14 protein-coding genes are annotated in these 15177 nt (G+C 55.3%); 8 read left to right on the forward strand and 6 right to left on the reverse strand.

The features are described 5' to 3' along the window. Positions 1 to 305: 305 nt before the first annotated feature. Positions 306 to 1580: a Glu/Leu/Phe/Val family dehydrogenase gene (locus tag FVB43_RS09550; RefSeq protein ID WP_167863833.1), complete on the reverse strand. Its 1275-nt coding sequence runs from the start codon at positions 1578 to 1580 to the stop codon at positions 306 to 308. A 400-nt stretch (positions 1581 to 1980) separates the two neighbouring features. Here FVB43_RS09550 and FVB43_RS09555 point away from each other — a divergent pair, with 400 nt between their 5' ends. The 3 genes from FVB43_RS09555 to FVB43_RS09565 all read left to right on the forward strand — a co-directional run bounded on the left by FVB43_RS09555 (position 1981) and on the right by FVB43_RS09565 (position 5427). Next, positions 1981 to 3321, forward strand: coding sequence for a D-serine ammonia-lyase (locus FVB43_RS09555; RefSeq protein WP_167863834.1), 1341 nt, complete (start codon positions 1981 to 1983; stop codon positions 3319 to 3321). A gap of 164 nt (positions 3322 to 3485) precedes the next feature. After that, positions 3486 to 4685 carry an enoyl-ACP reductase FabV gene (gene fabV, locus FVB43_RS09560; protein ID WP_133841986.1) on the forward strand — a complete coding sequence of 400 codons (1200 nt, stop codon included), beginning with the start codon at positions 3486 to 3488 and terminating at the stop codon, positions 4683 to 4685. A gap of 184 nt (positions 4686 to 4869) precedes the next feature. Next, positions 4870 to 5427 (forward strand): DcrB/PsbP domain-containing protein, encoded by a 558-nt coding sequence (locus FVB43_RS09565; RefSeq protein ID WP_171148438.1) that lies wholly within the window; start codon positions 4870 to 4872, stop codon positions 5425 to 5427. A 112-nt stretch (positions 5428 to 5539) separates the two neighbouring features. Here the strand turns inward: FVB43_RS09565 and FVB43_RS09570 are convergent, their stop codons facing one another. Beyond that, positions 5540 to 6046, reverse strand: a complete 507-nt coding sequence (locus tag FVB43_RS09570) for a phenolic acid decarboxylase (RefSeq protein WP_167863835.1) — start codon at positions 6044 to 6046, stop codon at positions 5540 to 5542. A gap of 104 nt (positions 6047 to 6150) precedes the next feature. Between FVB43_RS09570 and FVB43_RS09575 the strand changes: the two genes are divergently transcribed. Both FVB43_RS09575 and FVB43_RS09580 read left to right on the forward strand, forming a co-directional pair. Then, positions 6151 to 7035, forward strand: coding sequence for a LysR family transcriptional regulator (locus FVB43_RS09575; RefSeq protein WP_133842154.1), 885 nt, complete (start codon positions 6151 to 6153; stop codon positions 7033 to 7035). A gap of 243 nt (positions 7036 to 7278) precedes the next feature. Then, positions 7279 to 7656 (forward strand): hypothetical protein, encoded by a 378-nt coding sequence (locus FVB43_RS09580; RefSeq protein WP_133841988.1) that lies wholly within the window; start codon positions 7279 to 7281, stop codon positions 7654 to 7656. 16 nt (positions 7657 to 7672) lie between these two features. On the opposite strand, the gene FVB43_RS09585 is transcribed toward FVB43_RS09580, so the two are convergent. Continuing rightward, positions 7673 to 8704 carry a LacI family DNA-binding transcriptional regulator gene (locus FVB43_RS09585; protein WP_133841989.1) on the reverse strand — a complete coding sequence of 344 codons (1032 nt, stop codon included), beginning with the start codon at positions 8702 to 8704 and terminating at the stop codon, positions 7673 to 7675. Between the two features lie 111 nt (positions 8705 to 8815). Between FVB43_RS09585 and FVB43_RS09590 the strand changes: the two genes are divergently transcribed. Further along, on the forward strand, positions 8816 to 9820 hold the full coding sequence (locus FVB43_RS09590; protein WP_167863836.1) for a Gfo/Idh/MocA family oxidoreductase: 1005 nt from the start codon (positions 8816 to 8818) through the stop codon (positions 9818 to 9820). A 106-nt stretch (positions 9821 to 9926) separates the two neighbouring features. Here the strand turns inward: FVB43_RS09590 and FVB43_RS09595 are convergent, their stop codons facing one another. Together FVB43_RS09595 and FVB43_RS09600 are read right to left on the reverse strand one after the other, a co-directional pair. Beyond that, positions 9927 to 10955, reverse strand: a complete 1029-nt coding sequence (locus FVB43_RS09595; RefSeq protein ID WP_167863837.1) for a Gfo/Idh/MocA family protein — start codon at positions 10953 to 10955, stop codon at positions 9927 to 9929. 115 nt (positions 10956 to 11070) lie between these two features. Beyond that, positions 11071 to 11988, reverse strand: a complete 918-nt coding sequence (locus tag FVB43_RS09600) for a bestrophin family protein (protein WP_133842155.1) — start codon at positions 11986 to 11988, stop codon at positions 11071 to 11073. A 227-nt stretch (positions 11989 to 12215) separates the two neighbouring features. On the opposite strand from FVB43_RS09600, the gene FVB43_RS09605 reads away from it, so the two are divergent. Beyond that, on the forward strand, positions 12216 to 13553 hold the full coding sequence (locus tag FVB43_RS09605) for an LLM class flavin-dependent oxidoreductase (RefSeq protein WP_133841992.1): 1338 nt from the start codon (positions 12216 to 12218) through the stop codon (positions 13551 to 13553). On the opposite strand, the gene FVB43_RS09610 is transcribed toward FVB43_RS09605, so the two are convergent. Further along, positions 13550 to 14467 (reverse strand): LysR family transcriptional regulator, encoded by a 918-nt coding sequence (locus FVB43_RS09610; protein WP_242462127.1) that lies wholly within the window; start codon positions 14465 to 14467, stop codon positions 13550 to 13552. The two genes, FVB43_RS09605 and FVB43_RS09610, sit on opposite strands and share 4 nt — an antisense overlap. A 93-nt stretch (positions 14468 to 14560) precedes the next feature. Between FVB43_RS09610 and FVB43_RS09615 the strand changes: the two genes are divergently transcribed. Beyond that, positions 14561 to 15040 (forward strand): GNAT family N-acetyltransferase, encoded by a 480-nt coding sequence (locus FVB43_RS09615; protein ID WP_133841993.1) that lies wholly within the window; start codon positions 14561 to 14563, stop codon positions 15038 to 15040. Positions 15041 to 15177: the final 137 nt, after the last annotated feature.

Here is a 15177-nt window from a genome sequence, read left to right on the forward strand (position 1 = left end):
TCACCCGGGTGCAACATGTACTCAGAACTATCAGTATTAATGATAGAAAACTATCGTTCCTTAACGGTTTAATGCTCACGCTGAGGCGAAACTGTCTGTTGTGGAGGGGCTCAGACTAAGTGAAAAGGAATTTAAATTCTATTTATTGTCACAATGAAATATAAATTCTTTGAAGTGTGTCAAAGTTAACAGAGGGAAATATCGGTCAATGATAGGTTTGATAGAAATTATCATCCACTCAAGGAGGTCAGGAGCGCTGGGGGAAGCGGGTAAAAGCGGGGTGGTGGAGACCACCCCGTTGGGGATCATCCAGGGTAGATGCCGCGATCTTTACGCGCCATCAGGATGCGTTCGCAGGCCACAATGTAGGCCGCTGTGCGCAGGCTGCAGGTTTTCTCACGGGATTTATCCCAGACGTGGACCATCGCTTCGGTCATGATCTTATCCATGCGCTCATTGATTTCATCTTCGCTCCAGAAGAAGCTGGCCATATCCTGAACCCACTCAAAGTAACTGACGGTCACGCCGCCTGCGTTACAGACCACATCCGGCACCACGGTAATGCCGCGTTCCGCCAGCACATCATCGGCTTCCGGGAAGGTGGGGCCGTTAGCGCCTTCCAGCACCAGACGGCAGTGCAGTTTTTCCGCGCGCTGACGGGTGATCTGACCTTCCAGCGCTGCCGGGATCAGAATATCCATTTCAACGTCCCAGAAGGCCTGATCATCAATCACCTGCGCACCGCTGAACCCTGCTATCTTCTTGTTGGCCAACTGCCATTCGCTCAGTGCCACCAGGTCAATCCCCGCCGGGTTATACAGGGTGGCGGTATGATCCTGAATAACGATCACGCGGGCGCCTGCCTCATTAAACAGCCGCGCCGCTTCGCTACCCACGTTACCGAAGCCCTGCACGGCGACTTTCGCCCCTTCAATCTCGATACCGCTGCGGCGTGCCACTTCGCGCCCGGTAATAAACACCCCGCGTCCGGTCGCTTTTTCACGGCCCAGAGAACCGCCAAGGTGAATCGGTTTGCCCGTGACCACGCCCGTGATCGTGGTGCCCTGGTTCATGGAATAGGTATCCATCATCCATGCCATCACTTTGGCATTGGTGCCCACGTCTGGCGCAGGAATATCTTTTTGCGGGCCGATAATCAGACCAATTTCGCTGGTATAGCGGCGAGTCAGGCGTTCAAGCTCACCTTCTGACAGGCTAAACGGATCAACACGAATCCCGCCTTTCGCCCCGCCGTACGGCAGGTTGACCGCTGCACATTTGATCGTCATCCAGGCAGAGAGCGCCATCACTTCGTTCAAATCGACGTTAGGATGGTAACGCACACCGCCTTTGCCCGGGCCGCGCGACAGGTTGTGCTGCACGCGGAAGCCTTCAAAGTGGCGAATGCTGCCATCGTCCATTTGCAGGGGAATATCAACAATCAGGGAACGTTTAGGGTGACGCAGGGTATCCACCCAGCGCGACAGGTCACCGAGATAAGGTGCGACACGATCGATCTGTTGTAAGTAAGTTGACCAGGCCGTTTTGCTGCCTTCAGAAACGTAAGAGAGCTTTTCCATAACAAACCTTTTTTGTTTAGCGCCTGTCCGTTTGGCGTATGACATAGCGGGCGGGTGGCGCTTAGTTATAAATACTGTAATACCGTGGATGGCTCAGTGCATCTCACTGAGTTGCCCCTAACTTAACATCAAAAAAAGGTTTCCAAGTTTTTAAAACATTGTGAAATTCTATGTTGATGAGGCATTTTTCAGGGTGTAAATGCATAGTTAGCAGGTCATATCGCATTGGCCTGTTACGCTGCCCGTTGGCAGGCGGTAATTATGCAGATAAAATGCATATCAGAATTTTCTTTATATTTTTCAGAAATTTGAATGCGATCAAACTTTGGGTTTTAACGCGCATGCCTGCGGCAATCGCCGGTCGTATCCCCGATTATGTTGAAAGACAGGAGAAGTCACCATGTTACCGGACGTCGAACATCTCAAACGGAACTTTCCACTGCTTAACACGCTATGCGCCTTACAACCGCTCACCTGGTTCAATCCCGCCACCACATCGCTGACCGAAGGCTATCCCCATGTCGGATTGACACGTGAACAGGTTGCCGATGCCAGCGCACGATTACAGCGTTTTGCCCCCTGGCTGATGGAGGCATTTCCGGAAACGCGAGCGCGGCAGGGGATTATCGAGTCTGATATCTGTGCGCTTCCACGGCTGCAGCCGATGCTGGATGCTCGTTACGGGCAAGTGCTTGCAGGTAAACTGTGGCTGAAAAAAGACAGCCATCTGCCGGTATCGGGGTCGATCAAAGCGCGCGGCGGCATTTATGAAGTGCTGGCCCATGCCGAGCAGTTGGCGCTATCCGCCGGACTCTTGACGCTGGACGAAGATTACCGTCGTCTTGCATCGCCTGACTGTCGTGCACTTTTCCGCCAGCAGCGGATTGCCGTTGGTTCAACCGGCAATCTTGGTCTGTCGATTGGCATCATCAGTGCCAGCCTGGGGTTTGATGTCACCGTGCATATGTCGGCCGACGCGCGTGCCTGGAAGAAGCAGAAACTGCGCGATCATGGCGTGAACGTGGTGGAATACCAGCAGGACTACGGCGTGGCGGTGGCCGAAGGGCGTCGTCAGGCGGCATCCGATCCGCACTGCTTCTTTATTGATGATGAGAACTCGCACAATCTGTTTCTCGGCTATGCGGTGGCCGGAGAACGGCTGAAACAGCAGTTTTCCGCTGAGAATATAACCGTGGATGCCGACCATCCGCTGTTTGTTTATCTGCCCTGTGGCGTGGGGGGCGGCCCCGGTGGCGTGGCCTTCGGCCTGAAGCTGGCTTTTGGCGATCACGTGCATTGTGTTTTTGCCGAACCGACGCATTCTCCCTGCATGCTGCTGGGGGTCCACACCGGGCTGCACGATGCGATCTCGGTGCAGGATCTGGGCATTGATAATCGCACGGCAGCCGATGGCCTGGCCGTGGGGCGCGCTTCCGGTTTTGTCGGGCGTGCCATGGCGCGGCTGCTCAGCGCCTTTTATACGCTGAGCGACGAGGAAATGTACGCTCTGTTGGGGTTATTGCAGCAGCATGAGTCGCTGGCATTAGAACCTTCGGCACTGGCCGGAATGTGCGGGCCGTGGCGCATCAGCGCTGAACCGCAGCACCTGGCAAAGCAGGGCATCAGCGCCTCATCGCTTGCCCGTGCCACACATCTGGTGTGGGCAACGGGCGGCGGTATGGTGCCGGAAAGCGAAATGGCGCACTACCTCGCGCAGGCTCAGAGGGTGCTCACTCCCTGAGCAAAGCGTGGTGATAACGTGACGGGATAACGATAAGAATGTTTCGGCACTTTGCCTGAACCGGCATACGCGGTATTCTAACGCGCTAATTTCATGAAAAAGACGATGAAATATACCCGGCAACGTGAAGTATGACGGGTATAGTTACAATTACTGAGGTCAATATGATTATTAAACCACGCATCCGTGGCTTCATCTGTGTTACTGCCCATCCAGAAGGCTGTAAAGCTAACGTAGAAAAACAGATCGAGTACGTCACCGCTCAGGGCGCGATTGCCTCCGGTCCGAAAAAAGTGCTGGTGATTGGTGCCTCTACCGGTTACGGCCTTGCTGCCCGTATCTCTGCGGCATTTGGTTGCGGCGCTGACACACTGGGTGTGTTCTTCGAGCGTGCAGGCGAAGAGACCAAACCGGCCACCGCTGGCTGGTACAACTCTGCTGCATTTGAAGAGTTCGCGACTGAAAAAGGCCTGTATGCAAAAAGCATCAATGGCGACGCATATTCCGATGCGGTTAAGCAGAAAACCATTGAACTGATCAAAGAAGATCTGGGTCAGGTTGATCTGGTGGTTTACAGCCTGGCTGCGCCACGTCGTACCCATCCGAAAACCGGTGAAGTGTTCAACTCAACCCTGAAACCGATCGGTAAACCGCTGACCACGCGTGGCCTGAACACCGATAAAGAAACGCTGACTGACGTGTCGCTGGAGCCTGCTTCCCAGGAAGAGATCGACGGTACCGTCGCGGTAATGGGCGGCGAAGACTGGCAGATGTGGATTGATGCGCTGCTGGAAGCCGGTGTGCTGGCGGATGGCGCGAAGACCACGGCGTTCACCTACCTGGGCGAGAAAATCACCCACGACATCTACTGGAACGGTTCTATCGGCGAAGCGAAAAAGGATCTGGACAAGCGCGTTCTGACCATTCGTGACACCCTGGCCGCTCACGGTAACGGTGACGCACGTGTTTCTGTACTGAAAGCGGTTGTGACCCAGGCAAGCTCTGCGATTCCTGTGATGCCACTGTATCTGTCACTGCTGTTTAAAGTGATGAAAGAGAAGGGTACCCACGAAGGTTGCATCGAGCAGGTGTACGGTCTGTTTAAAGACAGCCTGTACAACGCCTCACCGATTCTGGATGACGCTGGCCGTCTGCGCGCTGACTACAAAGAGTTGCAGCCAGAAGTGCAGGATGAAGTCGCCCGTCTGTGGCAGACCGTGACCGACGAAACCCTGAACGAGGTTTCTGACTTCGCTGGCTACAAAACCGAGTTTATGCACCTGTTCGGCTTCGGTCTGGACGGCGTAGATTACGCTGCGGATGTTAATCCCGATGTGAAAATCAAAAATCTGGTACAGATGTAATTTCTGTTACGGATATTATTTAAGGGCGGCCACGGGTCGCCCTTTTTTTATCTTCATCACACTGTCATTTGTCCTGCGATATCAGGGTAAAGAGAATAAAAATAAGGATCGAGAGTAATCTGATGGTTGATTGAATAACAATATTAATACAATGAATCTTAATTTGAAGAAGGAAGCTCGAATAATGAAATTATCAAAATCAATGACTCTGGCAGGATCACTGTGTATGGCGATGGCATTAAGCAGTGCAGCAAATATGGCTGTAGCGGCAGAAGCTAAAGCACCCGTGGCCAATGCGGCGGCGGCAGAGAAAGTCTCCTTACTTGGCGGGCACCTGGCATTTAATCTCAAAGGTTATGAGATGCAGCCTGTCCCTGGCGGCGGCCCGGGTAATATGTACGTCAGCAAAGCGGAAAAACGCGTGCTGCTGATCGGTGAAGATGCCATCCCGGTTGTGGCCCGTGGTGCAACCGATGCTGATTTTATTGATGGCATGAAATCCATCAAAGACAAACAGAAGCAGGCTTCGCCGGACTATACGGTGATCAGTGAGAAGACGGAGAAGGTGAAAGGCCTTGAGGTTTATCACATTGAAGCAACCGACAAAATGGACGGCAAGGATGTTCAGCAGGCCACGCTGTTATCGGCCGCTGATAATAAATTTACCGTCATTCAGGTGATCTCCGGTTCTAAAGACAAAGTGGGCCACGCTGCTGCGGTGAATAATATTCTCGCGAAGTAACCACTATCGCGTCATGAACCCTGTCGGGGCGACCTTTTTTCCGGTCGCCCCGTGTTGTTTGTGTGCGTTAAGGTCAGGCCGGTACTGATGGCTGACCGGAAAAAAGATCCCCCTACAGTCCTGCAGGAAAATCTGCTGGCAATTCACTGGCCGGACAGTTAATCACCGTTTCGTTATTCTCCCCGCAGTCACGAATAAACGTCAGCGTAGCAAACTCATCAATCACTTCTGTTGGGTAAGCCGGGCCTGCATCACGATAGAGCGCCATCTGCGCAATATGATCGTTTTGGAAACAGACGGTATGCTCAGGGTTATTGATCACCCAGCGTGGGAAGAAAATGGTGCCGTGGAAAATCTTATCTGCCAGATTTACGATCAGGCTGACATCGGTTCCGGTTGGCTCAGTCCAGGAAATTTTGTATACCTCTGCGGCCACGCGAACAATATATGCCTGCTGATCTTTCACCCAGCGATTAGCAACAATCCCACTGTGGATACGATAATCCAGCGTTGTGCCATTTTTCACGTAGATTTCATAATTCCAGCCGTTGTCGTAGGTATACACCAGATGTTTACCGACAAATTCACTCAGATCATGCTGATTAAAACGCGCCATCATTGTTCTCCTCAATTAGGTATGCCACTACTGTAACGCTGGATTTTTTCGATGAATAACGCTAATTTTGCGTCAAATTAATGGAAAAATTCGATGGGTTAGCCATGTTGAGCAAAACCAGTCTTGAGCAATGGGCGTTATTAGAGGAAGTGGTGGCGTGCGGCAGCTTTGCGCGCGCTGGCATGCGGGTGAACCGCAGCCAGTCGGCGATCAGCTATCAGCTGGGGCTGATGCAGGAGCGACTGGGGATCACACTGCTCACACCGGTAGGTCGGCGGGCAGAGTTAACGCCGGAAGGACAGATTCTGCTGGCACAGGCGCGACCACTCCTCAGCGCATTCCAGCAGTTGGAGAACCGTGCTGCCTCGTTAAAAGCGGGCAGTCGGGCACGCATTGACCTGATCGTGGACAGTATTTTCCCACGCGGGCCCTTGTTTAATGTGCTGCGTCAGTTCCAGCAACAGTATCCGGCCACGCAGGTGCACCTGACTGAAGTGTTACGCGGTGAAAGCGCACAGCAACGTGCGCAGCGCCAGGCCGATATTCTGATCCTGACGCGAGAAAGCTGTGGTCAGCGTCAGGCCGAAGGTCTGCTGAATATTGATTTCGTTGCCGTCGCCCAGCGCGATCATCCTCTGTTAGCCCTCCCGGCTCCTCTTACGCGTTCCGTGCTGGCCGGCTATCCGCTGATTGAAATCCTTGACCGCCAGCAGCAGCAGGATGGCCAGCCTGCGGCGGCAGAAAACTGGACATTCACCAGCATTGAGGCGGCGCTGGAAGCGGTGTTGCATCAGGTGGGTTACGGCTGGCTGCCGGAAGTGCAAATCACACCGTGGCTGGAGAGCGGTGAACTGCAACGCCTGCCACTCACCAGCGGGCAACGGCGCACCAGTTCACTTTGTATGATGACCGACGATAGCGTGCAGACGGGTGAGGGGGAGATTGCCACGTTGCTGACGCTATTCCGTGCGCTGAGTCAGGGCACGGGCTGACCGGGTACGCCAGTTACGCGGGCGGGGGACTGCCAGGCTGACAGGCTGCCGGTTTGGCGGTATCGGGACTTGCCTGTCGGTGCCACTGGCGTTAGCGTCAGGTTAAAATATCGCCAAGGTATTAAAAATAAAATTTTATGTGTGCTAAACAGCTAAGTGGTAATCACGCGATATAATTTGCTACTATTCCCTGAGAACGTAACTATATCCTGCCAAAATCAGGACCCTAACTCGGGTGATATAATGACGAAATTTGCACCGGTATTGATTGCCGCATTGCTGGCAACGGGTTGTGCCATGCCTCCTGAACGTGCTCCATCTCATAATCCACCACCGCCACCTGTCGTGTCTGAGCAGAAGTCTCTGTCCAGCTTTGACGCACGCGTCGAACAGTGCCGCAAAGAATTGCAGGTGATGCAGGCTTATAACGTCACGGTATTCGAGCAATACAACCAACGTTTCCTGCGAGCGAATGGTCAACTGGAAAAATATCGTGAAATCCAGGACAAGGTGGGCAGTGAAATTGATGAAATCGCCACACCTAAATATCAGTACAACGTGCGCCGTGTGTGTGAAGAAATTCGCAGTACGCTGATGCAGTTGATCATCAAAGAAGTGTGATTCCCGTCAGGGCCGGTTATTCCGGCCCTGGTGACATATTCTCCCGCGTATAAAGCATAAACTCGACTTTCCCGTCCTGATATTCATCAGGCCTCTTTTGCCATTCCAGTTTTTCCAGCATCAGTGTCAGCGCGCGCTGTGCATGTTCCCGGGTATTTTGATCCAGCGTCAGTACCACCGCCTCTTCCGCCAGCAATTGACGCGTGGTGGGGTAGAGTTCGTGGGTGATAAATACCGATTTTTTCAGCAGACGATGGCGCGCCAGGACGTCAGCGATCTCCCTGTTGCCCAGCCCGGTGTTATAGATGCCGTGCAACTTACGGTTCTGATAGATCTGCTCCTCCAGCAGGCGGCCGACCTGCTGACGCTCGTCGAGCGCCGCCAGCACTTTGTGGACGCGCAGATGCGGAAATTTGCTGGCGATCACTTCGCTAAAACCTTCCACCCGCTGGCGGTGTGCCAGATAGTCAAAACGCCCGCTGATAATGATGATATCGCCAGGCGAATTCAGCATATTGCCCATCAGTAACCCGGCGGTGCGCCCGGCCTGGCGCTGGTTAATGCCCACATGACACAAACGCGGCGCGCCGGGCAGATCGGTGACCAGGGTAATCACCGGAACTTGCTGCTGTTGGCACTGTTCCAGCGCGGCAAAAATGGCCGGATGCTCATGGGCAAAAATGATGATGCCATCGCGCTGTGCGGCAGCCTTGAGGATCTGCGCCGCCAATTTTTCGGGTTCTGCTTCGGCAATCAGCGTGCGGTGCAGTGTGATGTGGCCGTAACCGAGGTGCCCGGCGAGCTGGCTGAAATCCTGAGAAAGCTGGTGGAAAAAAAAGGCATCGCTACTGCTGAGGAGCAGCTCAATTTTCCACGGCTGGCGATGTTCGTCCGGTAGCAGGCGCTTCAGTCCCGCGTCCTTTGCTGCCTGCAATACCCGTCGGGTGGTGGCAGGGGAAACGCCTCCGCGTTCGTTCATGACTCTGTCAACGGTGGCGACGCCCACGCCAGCCTGTTTGGCCACCGCTTCCAGCGTGATCTTCTTCACTCTTTACTCCGCATGATGGCTTTCCATCAAAATGTCGTTTCAGCAAGTATATTCGCGAACGCTATCCTGGCAACGAAACGTTAACATTCAACCGATACAGGCGTCGCAACAATGGCACAGAAAAGACAGTTTGCCCTGCTGGGCACAGGATTCATTGGTCAGGTCCATGCAAAAAACCTGGCGGCACATCCGGATAGTGAGCTGGTAATGGTGGCGGATCAGGACAGCGCTCGTGCGGATGAGATTGCCACCCGCTACGGCGCCCGGGTGGGCAGCGTGCTGGACGCTATCAACAGCGATGCGATAGATAGCGTGCTGATCGCCACTTCCACGCCGTCTCATGCCGAGTTTCTGACGGCCGCCGTGGCCGCAGGCAAGGCGGTGTACTGCGAAAAGCCGATCGATCTGTCGCTGGATAAAGCACGCAGAGTCGTGGATGAGGTGTCACGTTATCAGGCTGCCGTCACTGTCGGATTTAACCGGCGCTTTGATCCCAGCCACAATCAGTTGAAACAGCATTTTCAGCAAGGGTTGTTGGGCAAAGCCGAACTGATTCAGATGGTGTGCCGCGCGTCTGAATTGCCCCCGCTAAGCTATCTGCAAACCTCGGGCGGGCAGATGCGCGACCAGGCGATCCATTTCTTCGATCTGCTGCGCTGGCTCACCGGGGATGAAGTCGACACCATTGGTGCGCTGGGTTCGGCGTTGGCGATGCCGGAGATCGCTCAGTTTGGCGATGTGGATACCTCGGTGCTGATCATGAAGATGCACAGCGGGGCACTGGCACAGCTCGATAACACACGTCGTACTGGCTACGGCTACGAGGAGCGGATTACGCTGTTGGGGGCGAAAGGGATGTCAGAGTCCGGTGCGCAAAGCCCTGCGGGCGCCACGTTATATACCACTAAGGGCATTACCCGTCCTGCGCTGTATGCCGACTGGTTTAACCGGGTGAAAGAGACGTATTACCTGCATCTGGATGCGTTTGTGCGTTCGCTGAACGGTGAGTCAGTGTCTGTGCCGGGGTTACAGGATGGTTTGCAGGCGCAGGCAATTGCTGAGGCCGCGGTGAAATCGCTGGAGACGGGGCGTTTTTGTCAGGTTCAGAGGTTGTAACCTATCGCTTTATCGTCGGGGACGACCCTTTTTTCGGTCGTCCCATGCCGAAGCAGGCACCTGACAGGCCGACCGAAACAAAAGGTCGGCCACGTCGGGTTAACGGCTACTCCTCATTGAACACCTGGCCAATCTGTCGCCGCACTTCATCCATCGCACTTAACGTTGCCAGCGAGGCCGACAACGGACGTACCGGCGACTCGGTTTTCCCCTGACCGACACACCAGGCAAAATGTACCGCCTCGTGGAACAGCTGGTCATAACGGTTGCGCGCTTCGTCGAAATGCAGCACGTTGCCACCCTGGCTGGCCGTCAGTGTAAATGGCCCCGGCGCATAGAATGATCCGGCAATATTCAGTGACGCATCGCGTCCGGCAATCACTGCGCCTCCCGGTGTGTTGCTGAACAGGGTGGTATTCAGCACGGAATGCATGCCGTTGTGATGCGTCAGCAGCATCGATGCCTGGCCGTTAACCCCGCCAGGGACCTGCTGCCCGGCGGCATAAATCGAGGCAGGCGCACCGGCGACCTTGATGCTGAAGCCAATCAGGTAGCTGCCAAGATCCAGCATCGGGCCACCGGCGAGGTCGGCATTAAAAATACGGTGATCGGATGTGAAAAACTCGCCGTGGTCGGCCAGCAGCGTATGCAGGTCCCCCAACACGCCATCTTCCAGCAACTGGCTGATCACATCGTATTTTGGCAGGAAATCACACCACATTGCCTCCATACACAGCAATCCTTTCGCCTGCGCCAGCTCGGCCAGCGCCTGGCCTTGTTGCGCGTTGAGTGCCAGCGGTTTCTCAATGAGTACATGCTTGCCGGCCTGCAATGCCTGCAGCCCGTCCGGGTAGTGATGATTATGCGGCGTAGCGATATACACCGCATCGATATCCGGCTGTGCCAGCAGTTCAGCAGCGCTACCAAAGGCCTGTGGGATACCCATTTTATCGGCAAATGCAGCGGCGCGTTCCTGTGATCGTGACGCGATCGCCACCAGCCGTTGCGAGGTGCCTTCTTTTAGCGCTTTGGCAAAACGTTCAGCAATCCAGCCAGGTCCGATAATGCCCCAGCGCAGGACAGGGACAGCCTTGGGGTCAAGGATACGCGGTTGAGGTAACTGTGACGGAAACATGGAGGCTCCTGATTATTATAGAGAGTAGGGCCACCGCCGGGTCATGCCCGGCGGCGATCCTTTCACTATAAATAGCCAGAATGGCAGGGGAAAACGCTTTGATGATGGAAAGCCATCAAATGAGATTGAAACGCGCGTCCGGCTGATGGGCGGCGGGCAGCGGCGTCAAATCGTTCATTTCGCTGAGGATGCGTTCAATGGTGTTACAGATAGCATCCAGCGGCAGATCGTTAGCCGCCGTGCCGAACGGATCTTCCAGCTCTTCAGCCAGCGATTCCAGCGACAGAAAGGTGTAAGAGATAAACACCGACACCAGCGGTGTCATGTAGTGCAGGTCTGCCACCAGCGCGAACGGCAGCAGGGTACAGAACAGATATACGGTACGGTGCACAATCAGGCTGTAGGCAAAAGGAATCGGTGTGGTACTGATGCGTTCGCAGCCGCTAAGAATATGCGCCAGTTCATTGAGGTTGCCGTCCATACCGTTATACAGCAGGTCGGAAATCGCCCCTTCTTCCCGTCTATCCGCCAGCCAGCGTCCCATACAGAGCAGCAGACGGTTGGCGCGAAACGGGCTGGCCAGCACCTCATCCTGCACACTTTTCGGTGCCAGACGGCGGATATCGTCACTGGCATCGGTGCCGCGTAGCTGATGTTTCAGGCTCCAGCTAAAGGCCATCAGCAGGCCGCCAAACTCGCGTACCGCTGCCGGGTCGCGGCGCAAAGCCCCCTTCGCCTGGCGCAGCAACGAACGCTGCGCCACCAGCAGCCCGCCCCACAGGGTGCGCGCTTCAACAAAACGGCCATAGCTGGCGCTGTTGCGAAACCCGAGGAAGATAGCAATCGCCACGCCCAGCAGGCTGAAAGGTGCTGTCGTCAGACGAATGCCCAGCGTTTCATACCACTGAAAGCAGATCACCGCGAAGATGGCCATCATCAGATTCAGGCTGAGGCGGAACAGAATTTTTGATAACACCGCACCGTGCCAGGAGAAAAGGCGCGGGAACCAGTGTTGATGGGGGCGAACGATCATAGCGAAGGTATCCGAATAAGGTGCAGGCAAACAACATTTGTATAACCAAAGTGCAGCATCATACGCCTCTGGCCGGGTCAGGAAAATGGGAACCTCTTTCCACACGCGCGACCCACCGTCACGGGGTTTGCCACAAAGCGGCATTACAAAGCCGATATTGGTATTTAATTCCATCGGGGTTTTATGAAAATCTGAGGTCATATTCCATCGAACAGGGAGCAGCACACATGAGCCAGAAAACCCCACAACGGATTAAACTCGGCCTGATGTTACAGGGCGCAGGCGGCTTTATGAATGCCTGGCGGCACCGCAGCGTTCCCGCCGACGCCAGTGTTAACGTCAACTGGTATCACCAGTTAGCACATCAGGCGGAAGAGGCCGGTCTGGATTTTCTGTTCGTTGCCGACGGTCTGCACATTAACGAAAAATCACTGCCGCACTTTCTGAACCGCTTTGAGCCGGTTGCACTGCTGTCGTCACTGGCGGCGGTGACCCGGCGTATCGGGCTGGCGGGAACCATCTCGACCTCTTACAGCGATCCCTTTACCGTGGCACGGCAGCTGGCATCACTCGATCTGTTAAGTAACGGTCGTGCGGGCTGGAATGTGGTGACCTCACCGCTGGCGGGATCGGCGCGTAACTTTGGTAAAGATCACCCTGAACACGGGCAGCGTTATCAGATTGCCCGTGAGTATATCGAGGTGGTGCAGGGCTTGTGGGACTCCTGGGAAGAGGGCGCGTTTATTCGTGACCAGCAGAGCGGCGAGTTCTTTGACGCGCAGAAACTGCATAAACTCAATCATCAGGGCGAACACTTCTCGGTAGAAGGTCCGCTGAATATTCAGCGCTCCTCGCAGGGCCAGCCGGTGATCTTCCAGGCGGGCGCTTCAGAATCAGGTATTCGTCTGGCGGCGGCCTCGGCGGATGCCGTGTTTACCAATGCGCGTTCGCTGGAAGAGGCGCAAACCTATGCGGCCCAGTTGAATCAACAGGTGAAGCAGCAGGGACGCGAACCGGTGGGGATCTTCCCCGGCATCAGCCCGATTGTCGGTGCCACAGCGCAGGAAGCGGAAGAGAAATACCGCTATCTGCTGTCGTTGTTATCACTGGAGCAGGCGCTGAACTACCTTGGCCGCTTCTTCGACCATCACGACTTCAGCCAGTACGATCCTGACGGCCCGTTCCCTGAGCTGGGTAACCTGGGGGAGAACAGTTTCCGCTCCACCACCGATCAGATCAAACGCCTGGCGGTAGAAGAAAAGCTGACGCTGCGCGAAGTGGCTTTCCGTACCACACTGCCAAAAGGCGAGTTCTTCGGCACTCCGGAACAGGTGGCCGATACCTTTATTCGCTGGGTGGAACAGGGCGGTGCCAGCGGCTTTATTATCTGTGGCCCGGTGCTGAATGAAGCGCTGGAGGATGTGGTGCGCTATGTGCTGCCGATCCTCGAAGCGCGGGGTTACTGGCATCAGGATGACAGCAGTACGCTGCGTGAGCGCCTGGATATTCCGGCGCGGCCGAACCGTTACAGCCAGGCCCGCGAGCATCTGCGCGAGGCGGGTTAAGCCATTTTCAGTTCACGCAGACGCGCCAGCAGCCAGTGGCAGGCCTCGCGCTGGCTGTTTTTCTGCCAGCTGTAGACCTTCACCCTGAACGGAGGGATGCGGAACGGCAGGGGGTGGATCACATAGTCCGCGCTGGCATTCAGCGTCTGCGCGGCGTGGCGCGGTAGCGTCAGCAGCAGCGGGCTTTGGGCAATAATAAACGGTGCGCCCAGCATTGAGGGCATCCTGAGCGCCACTTCGCGCTTCAGACCGATGGCGGCCAGTTCACTATCGATATACCCGGATTCCTCATTCCACGGGGTGATCACCAGATGACGTGCAGCGATATACTGCTGCTGCGTCAGCGGCGCGTCAGCGGGAAAAAACGCCGGATTGGCTATGGTGACATACTCATCCTCCAGCCAGTCCAGCTCATCAATTTCCGGCCATTTTCGGTCGTGATTCTCACTGAATCCCAGCGCAAAATCCACGCGGCCCGACATCAGCTCATGCAGGGCCACTTTCTGCTGGCTGTGAACCAGTTGAAAACGCAGCCCCGGAGCCACGTGCTGTAAGTGACCGATCAGCCGCGGGAACAGGCTGAAGGCGGTAAAATCGGTCACGGCAAAGGTAAAGCTGTGCTGACTGCTGGCCGGGTCAAAGCGCGGGCGTTTCTGTACGCCCTGATTCAGCAGGTGCAGGCTGTCGTGTACCGTCACGGCCAGGTCGCTGGCGAACAGGGTAGGCTGCATCTGATGGCCGACGCGGTAGAACAGCTCATCGTCGCAGTAGCGGCGCAGGCGGCCCAGCGCATGGCTTATTGCCGAGTTGCTGAGTGCCAGTTCGCTGGCAGCACGCGTCACCGATTGATGGCGGTACACCGCATCAAACACCAGCAGCAGATTCAGGTCGAGGGAACGAAGATTAAGATGCATGGTATTCACTATTCGCTGAGGATAATGCACTTCATTCAGCAGAGATTAGCGGTTATGCTGGCGACCATCAACTGTCTGCTCCAGGGAATGATTATGAATACCGTTATCCGCCGCGCCGAACGCCAGGACGCCAAACTGATCCTCGCGATGATCGCCGAACTGGCTGAATATGAGAAAGCGCTGCACGAAGTGGTCGCCAGTCAGCAGGATATTGAAACGTCACTGTTTGCTGATGATTCCACCAGTGAAGCGCTGATTTGTGAAGTGGATGGTGTTGCAGCGGGCTACGCGGTGTTCTTTACCAGCTACTCTACGTGGCTGGGGAAAAACGGTATTTACCTGGAGGATCTGTATGTCAGCCCGCGTTTTCGCGGTCAGAAAGCCGGTAAAACGCTGCTGCGCTATATTGCACAACTTGCGGTGGCGCGCGGCTGCGGCCGTCTGGAATGGAGCGTGCTGGACTGGAATCAGCCTGCCATCGATTTTTATAAAAGCATTGGGGCTGCGCCGCAGGATGAGTGGGTGCGCTACCGGATGGAAGGGCAGGTATTGACGGATTTTGCTGAATCCTGAGTTTTTTGCGCTCTGCGCTTTACGCTTAACGCTTAACGCTTTGCGTTAAGGTCAAGTTCCAGGTCAAGGGCGTTTCGCTTTCCCGCTGTCGCGGGCTGAGCGACAAGGGGCGGCCAGTCGCCGCCGCCCCTTGACCC

Origin of the sequence: Erwinia rhapontici (assembly GCF_012271765.1) — a bacterium.
Lineage (GTDB): Bacteria > Pseudomonadota > Gammaproteobacteria > Enterobacterales > Enterobacteriaceae > Erwinia > Erwinia rhapontici.

Excerpts from the sequence above, each read along its gene's own strand:
- FVB43_RS09590 (WP_167863836.1), top strand. The coding sequence starts at position 8,816 with ATGGCACAGAAAAGACAGTTTGCCCTGCTGGGCACAGGATTCATTGGT.
- FVB43_RS09605 (WP_133841992.1), top strand. The coding sequence starts at position 12,216 with ATGAGCCAGAAAACCCCACAACGGATTAAACTCGGCCTGATGTTACAG.
- FVB43_RS09580 (WP_133841988.1), top strand. The coding sequence starts at position 7,279 with ATGACGAAATTTGCACCGGTATTGATTGCCGCATTGCTGGCAACGGGT.
- FVB43_RS09555 (WP_167863834.1), top strand. The coding sequence starts at position 1,981 with ATGTTACCGGACGTCGAACATCTCAAACGGAACTTTCCACTGCTTAAC.
- fabV (WP_133841986.1), top strand. The coding sequence starts at position 3,486 with ATGATTATTAAACCACGCATCCGTGGCTTCATCTGTGTTACTGCCCAT.
- FVB43_RS09570 (WP_167863835.1), bottom strand. The coding sequence starts at position 6,046 with ATGATGGCGCGTTTTAATCAGCATGATCTGAGTGAATTTGTCGGTAAA.
- FVB43_RS09600 (WP_133842155.1), bottom strand. The coding sequence starts at position 11,988 with ATGATCGTTCGCCCCCATCAACACTGGTTCCCGCGCCTTTTCTCCTGG.
- FVB43_RS09595 (WP_167863837.1), bottom strand. The coding sequence starts at position 10,955 with ATGTTTCCGTCACAGTTACCTCAACCGCGTATCCTTGACCCCAAGGCT.
- FVB43_RS09615 (WP_133841993.1), top strand. The coding sequence starts at position 14,561 with ATGAATACCGTTATCCGCCGCGCCGAACGCCAGGACGCCAAACTGATC.
- FVB43_RS09550 (WP_167863833.1), bottom strand. The coding sequence starts at position 1,580 with ATGGAAAAGCTCTCTTACGTTTCTGAAGGCAGCAAAACGGCCTGGTCA.
- FVB43_RS09610 (WP_242462127.1), bottom strand. The coding sequence starts at position 14,467 with ATGCATCTTAATCTTCGTTCCCTCGACCTGAATCTGCTGCTGGTGTTT.
- FVB43_RS09565 (WP_171148438.1), top strand. The coding sequence starts at position 4,870 with ATGAAATTATCAAAATCAATGACTCTGGCAGGATCACTGTGTATGGCG.